The 14,502-nt window shown below is 73.8% G+C and carries 13 protein-coding genes; 8 read left to right on the top strand and 5 right to left on the bottom strand.

Going from position 1 to position 14,502, the window contains the following annotated elements; genetic code table 11:
• Window positions 1-34: 34 nt before the first annotated feature.
• Window positions 35-568: a PaaI family thioesterase gene (locus MODMU_RS14180; protein ID WP_014740973.1), complete on the bottom strand. Its 534-nt coding sequence runs from the start codon at window positions 566-568 to the stop codon at window positions 35-37.
• Complete coding sequence (locus MODMU_RS14175) at window positions 565-1,953, bottom strand: MFS transporter (protein WP_051143989.1); 1,389 nt, start codon at window positions 1,951-1,953, stop codon at window positions 565-567. The genes MODMU_RS14180 and MODMU_RS14175 overlap by 4 nt, the downstream gene beginning before the upstream one ends.
• Before the next feature lie 175 nt (window positions 1,954-2,128).
• Here MODMU_RS14175 and MODMU_RS14170 point away from each other — a divergent pair, with 175 nt between their 5' ends.
• Window positions 2,129-2,572: a winged helix-turn-helix transcriptional regulator gene (locus tag MODMU_RS14170; RefSeq protein ID WP_014740971.1), complete on the top strand. Its 444-nt coding sequence runs from the start codon at window positions 2,129-2,131 to the stop codon at window positions 2,570-2,572.
• Between the two features lie 83 nt (window positions 2,573-2,655).
• Window positions 2,656-3,651 (top strand): NADP-dependent oxidoreductase, encoded by a 996-nt coding sequence (locus MODMU_RS14165; protein ID WP_014740970.1) that lies wholly within the window; start codon window positions 2,656-2,658, stop codon window positions 3,649-3,651.
• On the opposite strand, the gene MODMU_RS14160 is transcribed toward MODMU_RS14165, so the two are convergent.
• The 3 genes from MODMU_RS14160 to MODMU_RS14150 form a co-directional block, all read right to left on the bottom strand.
• Window positions 3,638-5,089 carry a carboxylesterase family protein gene (locus tag MODMU_RS14160; RefSeq protein ID WP_014740969.1) on the bottom strand — a complete coding sequence of 484 codons (1,452 nt, stop codon included), beginning with the start codon at window positions 5,087-5,089 and terminating at the stop codon, window positions 3,638-3,640. The two genes, MODMU_RS14165 and MODMU_RS14160, sit on opposite strands and share 14 nt — an antisense overlap.
• 66 nt (window positions 5,090-5,155) lie before the next feature.
• Window positions 5,156-6,508, bottom strand: coding sequence for an MFS transporter (locus MODMU_RS14155; protein ID WP_014740968.1), 1,353 nt, complete (start codon window positions 6,506-6,508; stop codon window positions 5,156-5,158).
• A gap of 291 nt (window positions 6,509-6,799) precedes the next feature.
• The gene (locus MODMU_RS14150; RefSeq protein WP_014740967.1) at window positions 6,800-7,483 is read right to left on the bottom strand and encodes a TetR family transcriptional regulator; all 684 of its coding nucleotides are present in this window, start codon (window positions 7,481-7,483) and stop codon (window positions 6,800-6,802) included.
• A gap of 100 nt (window positions 7,484-7,583) precedes the next feature.
• Here MODMU_RS14150 and MODMU_RS14145 point away from each other — a divergent pair, with 100 nt between their 5' ends.
• The 6 genes from MODMU_RS14145 (at window position 7,584) to MODMU_RS14120 (ending at window position 14,486) form a co-directional block, all read left to right on the top strand.
• On the top strand, window positions 7,584-8,372 hold the full coding sequence (locus MODMU_RS14145) for a hypothetical protein (protein WP_014740966.1): 789 nt from the start codon (window positions 7,584-7,586) through the stop codon (window positions 8,370-8,372).
• 103 nt (window positions 8,373-8,475) lie between these two features.
• The gene (locus MODMU_RS14140) at window positions 8,476-9,366 is read left to right on the top strand and encodes a shikimate dehydrogenase (protein ID WP_041795279.1); all 891 of its coding nucleotides are present in this window, start codon (window positions 8,476-8,478) and stop codon (window positions 9,364-9,366) included.
• Window positions 9,367-9,370: 4 nt separating this feature from the next.
• Window positions 9,371-11,197, top strand: coding sequence for a sugar phosphate isomerase/epimerase and 4-hydroxyphenylpyruvate domain-containing protein (locus MODMU_RS14135; RefSeq protein WP_014740964.1), 1,827 nt, complete (start codon window positions 9,371-9,373; stop codon window positions 11,195-11,197).
• Window positions 11,198-11,231: 34 nt separating this feature from the next.
• On the top strand, window positions 11,232-11,690 hold the full coding sequence (gene aroQ, locus MODMU_RS14130; RefSeq protein WP_014740963.1) for a type II 3-dehydroquinate dehydratase: 459 nt from the start codon (window positions 11,232-11,234) through the stop codon (window positions 11,688-11,690).
• 182 nt (window positions 11,691-11,872) lie between these two features.
• A complete protein-coding gene (trxB, locus tag MODMU_RS14125; RefSeq protein WP_014740962.1) occupies window positions 11,873-12,853 on the top strand; it encodes a thioredoxin-disulfide reductase in 981 nt (326 codons plus the stop codon).
• A gap of 16 nt (window positions 12,854-12,869) precedes the next feature.
• Entirely contained in the window at window positions 12,870-14,486 is a 1,617-nt protein-coding gene (locus tag MODMU_RS14120) for an AMP-binding protein (RefSeq protein ID WP_014740961.1), read from the top strand.
• Window positions 14,487-14,502: the final 16 nt, after the last annotated feature.

Raw genomic sequence — 14,502 nt, 5'->3', positions numbered from 1 at the left:
CCGCACAGGCTCCCGCGGCTGGCCTGTCGCCGCGTCATCCGTCCCCGAGCGGGAAGACCATACAGGTGCTGGACGCGGTGGCGATCAACCTGCCGTCGGCGTCGCGCACCTCGCCGTCGGCGAAGGCGGCCCGACGTCCTGGCTTGGTGACCCGGCCGGTCGCGGTCAGCTCACCTCCACCATGTCGGACCGGGCGCAGATAGCTGACCTTGATCTCCAGGCTCGTGTAGCCCACTCCCGCCGGCAGCGTGCTGTGCACTGCGCAACCGGCGACGGAGTCGAGGAGCGTGCAGACGAGGCCGCCGTGGACCAGGCCGATGGGGTTGTACGCCGACTCGTCCGGCTGGCACCGGAACTCCACGGTCCCCTCGCCCACCGACACCGCGGTCATGGCCATCAGTCCGCCGATGGGGGCTGGGGGCAGCCGGCCGTCGATCATCGCCTGCAGGTACTCGCGGCCACTGAGGTCGTGCATCGCCTGGGCGCCGATCATCGGGTCCCACCAGGTGACGGTCCTGGACCGGGGTTCGCCCCAGCCGTCGGGGGGTGGGTCGTCGTCTCGGCTCATGCCGTCTCCTGCGGTCGGGCGTGCGGAAGCGTCGCGGAGACCGCGGCTGCCGGTCGGAGGCGCTGGGCCAGGAGCGCGACACACACGACCCCGGCCGCGACGAAGAAGGCGATGATCAGCGCGATCCCGTGACGGAACGGGGTGAGCGGATCGGGGTCGCGGACCGTGAGCGCCGCGACGAGCGCAGCCACGCCCAGCACGGTGCCGACCTGCCGGGCCATGTTCAGGATGCCGCTGCCGGTGCCCAGGTTCGCCGCGGGCAGGCCGGTGCTGCCGGCTCCCAGCAGCGAGGGGATGGCCAACCCGACGCCGGCCCCGCCGAGCAGCTGCGCCGGCAGCAGGTGCGTCACGTAGGCCGGCTCGACCTGCAGGAGCACCAGCCACAGCACCTGCGCGGCGGCCCCGACCGAGCAGCCCAGGGCGGCGACCCTCCCGACGCCGCCCAGCACGGAGATCAGCCGAGGCGCGACCAGCCGCGCGAACGGGAGCACCATCAGCGGCCCCGGGGCGATGGCCAGCCCCGCCTCCAGCGGCGTGTAGCGCCAGACGGTGGTCAGGAACTCGACGGTGTTGAGGAGGAAGGCGCCGAAGGCCGCGTAGTAGAGCAGGGACGCCGCTCCGGCCCCGGAGAACGTCCGGGACCGGAACAGGCCCAGCTCGAGCACGGGCGCCGCATGACGGAAGGAGCGCGCCACGACAGCTCCCGCGCACAGGGCTGCCGCCAGCAGCATCCCCAGGAAGCCGGCCGAGGCCCAGCCCCAGTCCGGCGCCTCGACCAGTGCCCCGGCGACCAGGCCGACCGCCAGTGCGAGCAACGCCGCCCCGAGCAGGTCGGGGCGGTGCCCCCGCGCCCCGTCCCGGCTCTCGGGCACCAGGCGCAGGGTGAGCAGGATCGCCACGACCCCCACCGGCAGGTTGACCCAGAAGACCCAGCGCCAGCCGATCTCGACCAGGCCGCCACCGATCACCGGCCCCAGGGCCGCGCCGAGGGCACCGAGAGCCGACCAGGACCCGAGCGCGCGGGCACGCTGTTCCTGCGGGACGACGGCCAGCAGCAGCGACAGCGAGGCGGGCACCATCACGCCGGCCCCCGTTGCCTGCACCGTCCTCGCCGCCACCAGCCAGCCCACCCCCGGGGCCAGGCCGCAGAGCAACGACCCTCCGGTGAACACGGCCAGTCCGACGACCAGGGCGCGCCGCCGTCCGACCCGGTCGGCCCACCGTCCAGCGGGCACCAACACGGCCGCGAACACGATCGTGTACGCGTTGAGGATCCACGACAGCGAGCCCAGCTCCGCCCCCGCGTACTCCTCCCCGATCGAGGGGAACGCCAGGTTGACGATGAACAGGTCGAGGCTGGACATGAACACCGCGATCGCCAGCACGGCAACGACAGCCGCCGTCCCACCGCTCGGCTCGGGTGCGGTGCCGGCGGACGAGGGCGACCGCTTGCCAAGCGCCACGGGTGGCCCCCAGGAGTGAGTCCGGATCCTGGATGGACGGTATCGCCGCTGGCTCGACTGCGTCCAGATGTCGGACTCACTGCGTTATCCTCGCGGCATGGCGGCACCGGCCGAACCCCGCGTCTGCTCCGTTGCGCGCACGCTCGAGGTGGTGGGCGAGAAGTGGGCTCTGCTGGTCGTGCGCGAGGCCTTCCTGGGCAACCACCGCTTCGACGAGATGCACCGGCGCACCGGCGCACCGCGGGACACGCTGACGGCCCGGCTCCGCACGCTGGTCGACGCCGGCATCCTGCAGCGGCAGCGGTACAGCGACCACCCGCAGCGCTTCGAGTACCACCTCACGACCGCCGGCCGGGACCTCTACCCGGTCATCCTGACCCTGCTGCAATGGGGCGACGAGCACCTCGCCGGCGTCGAGGGCCCGCCGCTGGTCCTCGAGCACACCTGCGGGCACCGACTGGTCCCGGAGGTCACCTGCCAGGCCTGCGGGGAGGTCGTCGATCCGGGGGAGACGACCAGACGGTCGTCGACCCGCTCGTGATGCCGCAGGAGCGGGGATCGAGGACGTCCAGCTGCTGATCGGCGCACCCTGCCCACGCTCGAGCACTCCCGAGAGGACCCCCGATGAGGGCCTGGCAGATCGACCGCTACAAGGCCCCGCTGCACCTGGCCGACGTGCCCGAACCCACGCTCGGTCCGCGCGACGTGCTGGTCGAGGTGCACGCCGCCGGCCTCAACGTCGCCGACGTCAAGGTGCGGGACGGCGAGTTCAAGGCGTTCCTGCCGGCCGAGATGCCGCTGGTGCTGGGCAGCGACCTCGCCGGGGTGGTCACCGCTGTCGGCAGCGCGGTGACCCGCTTCGCCGCGGGGGACGAGGTGTACGGCAGCCCCTCCCCGGGCCGGACCGGGACCCTCGCCGAGCAGGTCGCCGTCGCCGAGGACGCTCTCGCCCGCAAGCCCGCCAGCCTCTCCATGACCGAGGCCGCCTCGCTGCCGCTGGTGGCCCTCACCGCCTGGCAGGTCCTGGTGGAGCGGGCCGGGGTCCGGCCGGGGCAGCGCGTGCTCGTGCACGCCGGGTCCGGGGGGCTGGGCAGCATCGCGGTACAGCTGGCCAAGCACCTGGGCGCCACCGTGGCCACGACCACCGGCACCTCCAACGTGGAGTGGGTCCGGTCGCTGGGTGCCGATCTGGTGGTCGACCACCGCACCCAGGACTTCGCCGAGCTGGTGCACGACTACGACGTCGTCCTGGACAGCCTGGGCGGGGAGGCGCAGCGGAAGTCGCTGGGGGTGCTGCGTCCCGGCGGGCAGGTCGTCGGCGTGACCGGACCGCCCGACCACGCGTTCGCCGTCCAGCTCGGCCTGAACCCCCTGCTGCGCCTGGTGATGCGGGTGCTGGCCGCGGGGGTCAACCGGCGGGCCAAGGAGCTCGGCGTCCGGTACTCCTTCCTCTTCATGCGGTGCTCCGGCGCCCAGCTCGAGCAGATCGCCGCCCTCGTGGACAGCGGCGAGCTGCGCCCGGTGATCGACCGGGTGTACCCCTTCGCCGAGACGCCGGAGGCCTTCGCGCACCTGGAGTCGGGCCGCAGCAAGGGCAAGGTCGTCGTCAGCCTCCGCTGAGCGCGGCCCACGCCCGCCGCCGCTGTGCGGCGGGGTCCGACTCGACCCGCGGGACCGCGTCGAAGACGGCAGTGCAGCGGGCGGTGGGCTCGTACGGCACCCAGTCCGCCAGCGCACCGGTCGCCGGGGTACCGGCCTGCACCATGCCGAGGACCGCGTCGTGCAGTGCGGCGGTCACCGCGAGGTCGGCGTCGGTCATGTCGCCGGCGGGCCGGGCCAGCAGCGGGCGCTCCACGAAGAATGGCGGGTGAGCCCAGAGGCAGGCGTTGTCCGCGCCGTGCGTCGGGCCCAGCCGGTCGTACGGGGGCAGGTCCGGGGCGTGGTCCCAGCGGCTCAGCCAGGCCCGGCCACCGGCTGCGCTCGTGGCCAGCGCCAGCTCCCAGGCCGGCTGGACCCACATCTCGTCGGTGAGCAGTGCCTGGACCGGGTCCTCCTCCGGTCGTGCGGTGGCTGCGTAGACCTCGCGCAGCCGGTCGAAGCGTGCGCCGCCGACCCGCGCACGGGCGACGGTGACGGCGTCGTCGCTCCCGTGCTGCAGGAACATCGTCATCTCGTCGCGGCAGGAGCCGAACCAGAGCGAGGTGTCCCGCAGCGCGCCGGCGGCGACCGCATCGGCAGGCTGGGCCGGCAGCACGGCGCCGTCCAGCACCGGGCCCCACACCACGCCACCGAGCCGCTGGCGGCGGGACTCGCGGCTGACCGTGGCCGCGGCCGTCATCACCGCCTCGGCCGGCAGCGCCCGCAGGGCGGCGAGGTCGGTGCGCGGGAGACCGAGCTGGTGCAGCGTGCGCGCCGCGACGTCCTCCGTCTCCGCGGGCTCCAGCACGGGACCGCCGACGGAGAAGGCCACCGCGGCGCGTGCCCGTTGCCCGGCCGGCGTGGCGAGCAGAGCGCAGACCAGACTCGCCCCGGCCGACTGCCCGACCAGGGTGATCCGGTCCGGATCGCCACCGAAGGCGGCGATCTCCCGATCGACCCAGGCCAGGGCGGCCAGCAGGTCCGTGATGGCCGGACTCGGCTCGGGCGCCGCGGCGGTGCCCAGCTGCAGGAAGCCGAACGGGCCGAGCCGGTAGGACACCGCCACGACGACCGCCGGTGCCGCGGCGGCGAGCACGGAACCGTCGTAGTCGGCCGCCGCCCCGGTCTGGAACGCCCCGCCGTGCACCCAGAACAGCACCGGCAGCGGCCCGGGGACGTCCACGGGCGCGTACACGTCCAGCGTGAGGCACTCCTCGGTGCCGGTGAGCGTCCCGGCGGGTGTCCACTGCACGCCGACCGGGCCCGGCGTGGTGGCGCTCCGCGGCTCCGACCAGGACGGCGCCGGTCCGGCCGGTCCGAAGCGGTCGGCGGACGCGTACGGGATGCCAGGCCAGCTGCGCACGTCCCCGGCGAGCCGGCCCGCGACCGGGCCGGAGCCGGTGGGTACGACGAGGGACACCGGGACCTCCGGAGGGTGGACGTGGCTGCGGGCCCCGGCGACGGCCGGGGCCCGCAGACGGACGGGTCAGGCGTGCGTGAGCGTGCGGTCCCGGGTGTTGCCGAGCCGGGTGCCCAGCTGCGCCGTCGGCACGTGCGCGGTCTCCCGGGCGGTCAGCGCACAGAGGCCGGCCACGGTCGCCGCACCGGCGACCAGCAGCGCCACCGGCAGCCAGCCGTCCGGGCCCTTCCCGACGATCGCGGCGGCGATGGTCGGGGAGAAGCCGCCTAGGGCGAACCCGACCTGGGTGCCGATGGCCGTGCCGGAGTACCGGACCTTGGTGTCGAACATCTCGCCGTAGAACGAGGGCCAGATGCCGTTGGCCGCCGAGTAGGTGACGCCGGACAGCAGGATGCCGAAGAGGAAGACCAGCCCGACGTTGGCGTGCTGAAGCGCCCACAGGAACGGGAAGGCGAGCACGGCCGAGCCCAGCGCCCCGAAGACGAACACCGGCCGGCGGCCGATCCGGTCGGACAGCATCGCCCACAGCGGCAGGGACAGCAGCGCGACCATGTTGGCCAGGATCACCATCCACAGCAGAGTCGTCCGCTCCAGGCCGATCTCGTCGCTCGTGCCCTGGGCCAGCGACCAGGTGCCGATGATGGTGCTGACCACGGAGACGAGGGCGCACAGGACCACCCGGAGCACCGACGCCCAGTGGTCGCGGAAGAGCACCGCGACCGGCAGCTTCGCGACCTCGTCGGCCTCCTTCTCCTTCTCGAACTCCGGGGTCTCGGGCAGCGAGCGGCGCACCCAGTAGCCCACGGCGACGACGAGGGCGGAGAGGAAGAACGGGATCCGCCAGCCCCAGCTGAGCAGTTGGTCCTCGGGCAGGGTGGCGACGGCGAGGAAGACCAGGTTGGCCAGGATCAGGCCGGCCTGGGTGCCCTGGAGGGTGAAGCTGGTGAAGAAGCCGCGTCGGCGGTCCGGCGCGTGCTCCAGCGTCATCGAGTTCGCGCCGGCCTGCTCGCCGGCCGCCGACAGCCCCTGCAAGACCCGCATCAGCACCAGCAGGATGGGCGCGGCCACCCCGATGGAGGCGTAGGACGGGATCAGCCCGATGGCGAACGTCGAGACGCCCATCAGCAGCAGGGTCAGCACCAGCATCTTCTTCCGGCCCAGCTTGTCGCCGAAGTGACCGATGATCACCGCGCCGATCGGGCGGGCGACGTAGGCGACGCCGAAGGTGGCCAGCGAGAGCAGGGTCGCGGTCGCCGGGTCGCTGTCCGGGAAGAACACGTCGGGGAACACCAGGCCTGCGGCGGCCCCGTAGATGAAGAAGTCGTAGTACTCCAGTGCGCTGCCGACGAAGCTGGCGAGCGCCGCCTTGCGCGGCACGTGCACGGGCGCGGTGCCGCCCGGATCGAGGGTCGTGCTCATGGAGGTCTCCTGGGGGTCCAGCGGCAGGGACCGGCGTCCCTGCGGGGTGGGCGACCGGGATCGCTCCCGGTGCGGTCAGCGGTGCGGCGTTGCAGAGCTGTGCGTGCGCTCCGGGGTCTCCGGCTCGGCACGCCCGCCCTCGTCGGGCTGGTGCTCCAGCGGTATGTACCAACTGGTTACGTACCAGATGGTGAGGTGATCGCCGTCACGATGTCAAGCGGGCACGGCTGAGCTCGGCCGGAGCAGCCGGGAAGGTGCAGGTCGGCGGCGGGGCGCGCCGAGCCGGTGCGGTCAGCCGGCGGTCAGGTAGGCGACCACGAGGTCGCCGAGCATCTGCCGCTGGTGCTCCCGCTGTGCCGGGTCGAGCAGGTCGCGGCCGAAGATGGCGCCGAAGGTGTGCCGGTTGGCGGTGCGGAAGACGCAGAAGGCGCTGATCACCTGGTGCACGTCGAGGGCGTCCACGTCATCCCGGAAGACCCCGGCGGCCCAGCCCCGGTCCAGGATGGCGCCGAGCACGTCGACCGCGGGGTTGGCCAACCCGGAGAGGACCTCCGAGTGCGCGATGTGCTCGGCGTGGTGGATGTTCTCGATGCTCACCAACCGGATGAAGTCCGGGTGCGACTCGTGGTGGTCGAAGGTGAGCCCGGCGAGCTCCCGGATGGCCTCCACCGGGTCGAGGTGCTCGACGTCCAGCTGCTGCTCCAGGCTGCGGATGCGGCTGTAGGCCTGCTCCAGGACGGCGACGTAGAGCTGCTCCTTGCCGCCGAAGTAGTAGTAGATCATCCGCTTCGTGGTGCTCGTCTTGTCCGCGATCTCGTTGATCCGGGCACCGGCGTAGCCCCGGTCGGCGAACTCGCTGGTCGCCACCGCCAGGATGTCGGCCCGGGTCCGCTCGGCGTCCCGGGTCCGCTCACCGGTCCCGACGGCGGCGGGGTCGCGGTGGGCTGCCTCGGCCTCGGAGGGCTGCGCGGTCACGCACGGAGCCTAGGACGGCGTCCCGGGTGGCTGGTCAGTACGCTCGCGGACCGCACCCGGGCGCCCCGCGGCGCAGAGAGGCGGCACCGACGTGAACCGCATGGTCGTACACCAGTCCGTCGTCCACCCGCTCGGTCCGCTGGAGCTGACCGAGCTGCTGCCCGGCACCGGCTGGGACTCGCTGGGCCTGCACGTCGGAGCTGCCGAGGAGGTCGAGCACTGGTGGTCCGGCGGGACGGGCGAGCAGAACCTCGCCCGCCTGGTGGACCTGCTGCTGCAGACCCGGGTGACGGTCCTCGACGTCGGGCGGGTGCTCCTGGACGGCCCGCTGCCTGCCGACGACGTCCACGCGGCGCACGGCCGGGTGCTCGACCTCGGTGCCCGGTTCGGGGCCCAGTTCGTCACCGCCCGCTTCGGCGCTCCCGACTCGCCGGCCGGGCGCAGCATCGCCGAGCGGGTCGACCTGTTCGGCCAGCTCGCCGACCAGGCGCGGCCCTACCGGTTGCGCCCGCTGCTGGCACCGGTGCCGGCGGACCGGCTCGACCTGCTCGGTGACGCGCTCGCGGTGGTGGCGCCCTCCCGCGGCGGGCTGGTGCTGGACGTCGCGGCGACCTCGGCCACGGCCGACCAGGTGGAGGAGGCCGTCGAGCTGGTCTGGGAGCACCTCGGCTACGTCCGGTTGAGCGCCCGGCTGGTGGAGGCGGCCGGGGACGCCGCCGCCGGTCTGCTGGCCACCCTCCCGCCGCACGTGCCGGTCGCGCTCGGCGGCGACGACTCCCAGGGCCTGCTGGCCGAGGACCCGGCGCCCCGGCTGCGCCGGCTGCACGCGCTCGTCGACGAGATGCTGGAGCACCCCAGGGCGCGGGCCCGCCGGACCGGCGGCTCCTGACCCGTCGGGTGTGACCCAGCGCGCGCCGGGGCTGGCGCCGGCGCGCACCCTGTGGTCCCCTGAAGCGGTAACTCACCAACTGGTACACCGGCCGGAGGCCTTCGTGACACCACCCTCCCGCAGCGTCCTCGTCGGCCTGGTCGGCAGCGGCATCGGACCGTCGCTGACCCCGCCGATGCACGAGCGGGAGGCTGACCAGCTCGGCATCCGCTACCTCTACCGGCGGTTCGACCTCGACGACCTCCAGCTGCCCGCGGAGGCGGTCGGCGACCTGCTGGCCGCCACCCGGCTGGCGGGGTTCGACGGGCTCAACGTCACCCACCCGTGCAAGCAGCTCGTGCTGCAGCACCTCGACGAGCTCACCGCGGACGCCGCGGCGCTGGGCGCGGTGAACACGGTCGTCTTCCGGGACGGGCGGGCCATCGGGCACAACACCGACTGGTCCGGCTTCGCCCGGTCCTTCGACCGCGGGCTGCCCGACGTCGCCCTCGACGACGTCGTCCTGCTCGGTGCCGGCGGGGCCGGCGCGGCCGTCGCGCACGCGCTGCTCACGCTCGGCGTCGGCCGGCTGACCATGCTGGACGTCGACGGCGAGCGCGCCCGGTCGCTGGCCGACGCGCTGTCCGTGCGTTTCGCCGCCGACCGGGCGGTCAGCGGCGACCTCGGCGACCTGGAGCCGTCGCTGGCAGCGGCGGACGGGCTGGTGCACGCCACGCCCACCGGGATGGCGGCGCACCCCGGCCTGCCCCTGCCGGCGGCTCTCCTCCGCCCACCGCTGTGGGTGGCCGACGTCGTCTACCGCCCGTTGGCGACCGAGCTGGTCCGCACCGCCCGAGCCGCCGGCTGCCGGGTGCTCGACGGCGGCGGCATGGCCGTCTACCAGGCGGTCGACGCCTTCCGGCTGTTCACCGACGTGGAGCCGGACGTCGAGCGGATGCTCGCCCACTTCACCGAGCTGGTCGGCGAACCCGTCCCCGACGCCCGGGTGAGCTGACCCGATGCCGTTCCGCCGGTCCGTCGCGACCGTCTGCCTGTCCGGCACGCTGGAGGACAAGCTCGTGGCTGCTGCCCGAGCCGGCTTCGACGGCATCGAGGTGTTCGAGCCCGACCTGATCGCCTCCCCGTGGCGCCCCCGCGAGCTGGCGGCCCGGTGCGCCGACCTCGGTCTCGGGATCGAGCTGTACCAGCCCTTCCGGGACCTGGACTCCACCGACCCCGCGGGCTTCGCCCGCAACCTCCGCCGCGCGGACCGCAAGTTCGACGTCATGGCCGAGCTGGGCGTCCCGACCGTGCTGGTCTGCTCCTCGGTGTCCGACGACGCGGTGGCCGACCTCGACCAGCTCGCCGAGCAGCTCGCGACCGTGGCCGGGCGGGCCGGCGAGCGGGGGCTGCGGATCGCCTACGAGGCGCTGGCCTGGGGCCGGCACGTCTCCACCTGGGACCGCTCCTGGGCCGCGGTCGCCCGGGCGGACCACCCGGCGCTGGGCTTGTGCCTGGACAGCTTCCACGTGCTGTCCCGCGGCGGGGACCCCGCCGGCTTCGCCGACGTCCCGGCCGAGAAGCTCTTCTTCCTGCAGCTGGCGGATGCACCGCACCTGCAGATGGACGTGCTGCAGTGGAGCCGGCACCACCGGCTCTTCCCCGGGCAGGGGGCCTTCGACCTGCCCGGCTTCCTGCGTTGCGTGCTGGACGCCGGGTACGCCGGGCCGCTGTCGCTCGAGGTGTTCAACGACGTCTTCCGGCAGTCGGACCCGGCCCGCACGGCCGTGGACGCCATCCGCTCGTTGCTGTGGCTGGAGGAGCAGCTGCCCGGTCCGGCCGCCGTCCCCGCGGCTCCCGAGCTGACCGGGCACTCCTTCGTCGAGCTCGGCGTGGACGGGGTCTCCGGACCGCAGGTCGCGCGGGCGCTGCACGGGCTCGGCTTCGCCCACACCGGTCAGCACCGGTCCAAACCGGTGCAGCTGTGGGAGCAGGGGCGGGCCCGGGTGCTCCTCAACGCCTCGGTCGTCCGGCCGGCGGCCGCCGGCATCGCCGCGGTCACCGCCCTCGGGCTGGAGAGCTCGGACCCCGCCGCCTCGGCTGCCCGCGCGGAGGCCCTCCACGCCCCCGTCCTGCCCCGGGACCGCGGCACGGCCGAGGCGCAGCTGTCCGCCATCGAGGCGCCCGACGGCACCCAGGTGTTCTTCACCCGGACCGACCCGGGCGGATGGCCGGCCGACTTCCTGCCCACCGACGAGGCAGCCCGAGCAGACGCGGGGCTGATCGGCATCGACCACGTCGGCCTCACCCAGCCCTTCGACGCCTTCGACGAGGCCGGCCTGTTCTACCGCGCCGTGCTCGGCCTGGCGCCCCAGACGGTCACCGAGTTCGCCGCTCCCTTCGGACTGGTGCGCAGTCGCGCGGTCGCCGGGCCCGGGCGCGCGGTCCGGCTCGCGCTGAGCGTCTCCGCGCTGCGCCGCGGCGGCTGGTCACCCGCGGTGCCGGACCCCCAGTACGTCGCGTTCGCCACCGACGACATCGTGACCACCGCCGGCCGGCTGCAGGCGGCCGGTGCGCCGCTGCTGCCGGTGCCGGCCAACTACGTCGACGACCTGGCGGCCCGGCTCGAGCCGGCGCCGGAGCTGCTCGCCGCGATCCGTGAGCACGGCCTGATGTACGACGAGGACGAGCACGGCGGCTACCTCCACCTCACCACCCTCGTGCTCGGTGACCGGGTGTTCTTCGAGGTGGTGCAGCGGCTGGGCGGGTACGACGGCTACGGCAACGCCGACGCACCCGTCCGGATGGCGGCGCACCGGCAGGCGCGGGCGGTCCAGGGCGACTGACCGTCCACCGGACGACCACGGAAGGAGATGCGCCATGGGCGGTCCAGAGCGGCCCCGGGTCCTCGTGCTCAACGGCCCGAACCTCAACATGCTGGGCACCCGTGAGCCGGCGGTCTACGGCACGCAGACCCTGCGCGACGTCGAGGCGTTGGTGACGGGACGAGCCCAGGAGCTGGGGCTCGACGTCGACTGCTCCCAGAGCAACCACGAGGGTGTGCTCATCGACACCCTCCATGCAGCACGCTCCACACACGCCGGCCTCGTGCTGAACGCCGGTGGTCTGACGCACACTTCGGTCGTGCTGCGCGACGCGGTGGCGGCCTCGGAACTGCCCTTCGTCGAGGTGCACATCACCAACGTGCACGCGCGCGAGCCGTTCCGGCACACCTCCCTGCTCTCGGACCTCGCGCAGGCCGTCATCGTCGGCGCGGGGGTCCGGGGCTACGTGTTCGGGCTGGAGGTGCTGCACGACCTCCTCCGGCCGCGGCCGTGAGGCCGGCTCTGCGTCGTGTGCACCCGGCCGCAGCGCTCCGGAACCGGCCCCGGGGACCACGCGTGAGGAACGACAGCGACGACAAGTCTTCCGTCAGGCGGGTGACCTCCCAGGCCCTGGACGGCCCCGCGCCTAGCGTTTCCACCGTGACCAGAGACGTTCATGCGAGTCCCGGTCCTGCCGTGACGACGGGTGGGATCGAGCACCCGGCCATCCCGCCGGCCGAGCACGACGGGGTCCGTGACCTGATCATCATCGGGTCCGGTCCGGCGGGGTACACCGCGGCGGTCTACGCCGCCCGGGCGAACCTGCACCCGCTGGTGTTCGAGGGCTCCCAGTTCGGTGGCGCGCTGATGACCACCACCGAGGTCGAGAACTTCCCCGGCTTCCCCGAGGGCATCCAGGGCCCGCAGCTGATGGACGACATGCGCACCCAGGCCGAGCGGTTCGGCGCCGAGCTGGTGGCCCGCGACGTCTCCGAGGTCGACCTCACCGCGACCCCCAAGGTGGTCAAGGTCGGCGACGAGGTCCACCTGGCGCACGCGGTGATCGTGGCCACCGGGTCGAAGTACCGGTACCTGGGGTTGGACAACGAGCAGCGGCTGCTGGGCCGCGGGGTGTCCGCGTGTGCCACCTGCGACGGGTTCTTCTTCCGCGACCAGGACATCGTGGTGGTCGGTGGCGGGGACTCGGCGATGGAGGAGGCGACCTTCCTCACCCGCTTCGCCCGGTCGGTGACGCTGGTGCACCGCCGGCCGGAGCTGCGGGCCTCGAAGATCATGCAGCAGCGCGCCCAGGACAACGAGAAGATCCGCTGGGCGCTGGGCAAGCAGGTCACCGACGTGCACGGGGACACCACCGTGGAGGCCGTCGAGCTGACCGACGTGGCCACCGGCGCCACCGAGTCCCTGCCGGTGTCCGGGCTGTTCGTCGCGATCGGCCACGACCCGCGCACCGAGCTGTTCGTCGGCCAGCTGAAGCTGGACGACGAGGGCTACGTCGTCGTCGACCACCCCACGACCCGGACCAACATCGACGGGGTCTTCGCCTGCGGTGACGTCGTCGACCACATCTACCGGCAGGCGATCACCTCGGCGGGCACCGGTGCCGCCGCCGCGATCGACGCCGAGCGCTGGCTCGCCGAGACCTTCGACGAGCGCTGACCTCGGACCCGCGGGCGTGGACGAGAACTTCGCGACGGTCCTGGAGACGGTGGGGGACCTCCGCCGGGACCGGCTGGCGGTCAGCCACGGCGGCCGGACCCGCACCTGGGCCGAGCTCGACGCACGGGCCTCCCGCCTCGCGGGACACCTCGCCGCCCAGGGGGTCGGCGCGGAGTCGCGGGTCGCGGTGGCGCTCTACAACAGCATCGAGTACCTGGAGAGCGTCTTCGCCATTCTCAAGCTGCGCGCGGTGCCGCTGAACGTCAACTACCGTTACCGCCGCGACGAGATCGTGCAGCTGCTGGAGGCCGCGCACGCCGAGGCCGTCGTCTTCGACGCCGCCCTGGCCGAGCGGCTCGGCGAGGCGCGCTCGGTCCTGCCGCGGCTGCGTGCCCTCGTCCAGGTCGGCGGCCCGGACGACGTACCGGTGTGGGCGGCGGACTACGAGCAGGCCGTGGACAGCGCCGAGCCGGCGCCGCGGATCGAGCGCGGGAACGACCACTGGCTGATGTACACCGGGGGCACCACCGGCCGGCCCAAGGGGGTGCTGTCCCGGCACTCCGGGCTCTTCGCCACCTGCAGCGCCAACGGTCTGCTGCTGCTCGGGGAGCCCCTGCCCCGGACGCTCGAGGAGCTCCGGGCCACCCTGGAGCGGCTCGGCCTCGACCGGGATCCGATGGTGTGCCTGCCGGCGCCGCCGCTCATGCACGCGACCGGGATGTACACGACGTTCGGCGCGCTGCTGGCCGGGGGCCGCGTGGTCTACCTCCCGTCGAGGTCCTACGACGCCGACGAGCTGGCGGCCACGGTGCAGCGGGAACGGGTCGACACGGTCTCGATCGTCGGCGACGTCTTCGCCCGGCCGCTGGCCGACGCGCTCGACGCCGCCGAGGCTGCCGGCCGGCCGTACGACCTGTCCAGCCTGCGCCGGGTGATCAGTGTCGGGGTGACGTGGAGCGCGGAGGTCAAACGGCGGCTGCTGCGGCACGCCGACCTGGTGTGCCGGGACCTGGTGGCGTCCTCGGAAGGCGGTCCCTACGCCGTTCAGGAGACCCGCCGCGGCGACCCCACCGAGACGGCCCGGTTCCAGCTCTTCCCGGGCGCGCAGGTCATCGACGACGCGGGCCGGCCGCTCACGCCGGGCTCCGGCGAGATCGGGCTGCTGGCGGCTCCGGTGGACGAGCACATCCGCTACCAGGACGACGCCGAGGCCACCGCCAGGACCTTCCGCGAGATCGGCGGACGGCGCTGGGTGGTGCCCGGGGACATGGCGGGCCTGGAGTCCGACGGCACGGTGGTGTTCCACGGCCGCGGCAGCCGGGTGATCAACACCGGAGGCGAGAAGGTCTTCGCCGAGGAGGTCGAGCAGGCGCTGCTCACGCACCCCGCCGTCCAGGACGCGATCGTCGTCGGCACCCCGGACGAGCGCTGGGGACAGCAGATCGTCGCCGTCGTCGCCCTGCACCCCGGGGCCGAGTTGACGCAGGCCGAGGCGAGCGCCCACGTCGGCGAGCGCCTGGCCGACCACAAGCGGCCCCGGCAGCTCGTCGTCGTCGCCCGGCTCCAGCGCAGCCCGTCCGGCAAGGCCGACCTCACCTGGGCGCACGGCGTCGCCACCGCCGGCCCGACCTGACCCACGACAGCGAAGA

This window comes from Modestobacter italicus, from assembly GCF_000306785.1.
Lineage (GTDB): Bacteria > Actinomycetota > Actinomycetes > Mycobacteriales > Geodermatophilaceae > Modestobacter > Modestobacter italicus.
This window is presented reverse-complemented; position numbering and strand designations above follow the sequence as displayed.

Bases quoted from the DNA above. Each gene is read 5' to 3' on its own strand.
- MODMU_RS14170 (WP_014740971.1), top strand. From the start codon at position 2,129: ATGGCGGCACCGGCCGAACCCCGCGTCTGCTCCGTTGCGCGCACGCTC.
- MODMU_RS14145 (WP_014740966.1), top strand. From the start codon at position 7,584: ATGGTCGTACACCAGTCCGTCGTCCACCCGCTCGGTCCGCTGGAGCTG.
- aroQ (WP_014740963.1), top strand. From the start codon at position 11,232: ATGGGCGGTCCAGAGCGGCCCCGGGTCCTCGTGCTCAACGGCCCGAAC.
- MODMU_RS14180 (WP_014740973.1), bottom strand. From the start codon at position 568: ATGAGCCGAGACGACGACCCACCCCCCGACGGCTGGGGCGAACCCCGG.
- MODMU_RS14165 (WP_014740970.1), top strand. From the start codon at position 2,656: ATGAGGGCCTGGCAGATCGACCGCTACAAGGCCCCGCTGCACCTGGCC.
- MODMU_RS14135 (WP_014740964.1), top strand. From the start codon at position 9,371: ATGCCGTTCCGCCGGTCCGTCGCGACCGTCTGCCTGTCCGGCACGCTG.
- MODMU_RS14155 (WP_014740968.1), bottom strand. From the start codon at position 6,508: ATGAGCACGACCCTCGATCCGGGCGGCACCGCGCCCGTGCACGTGCCG.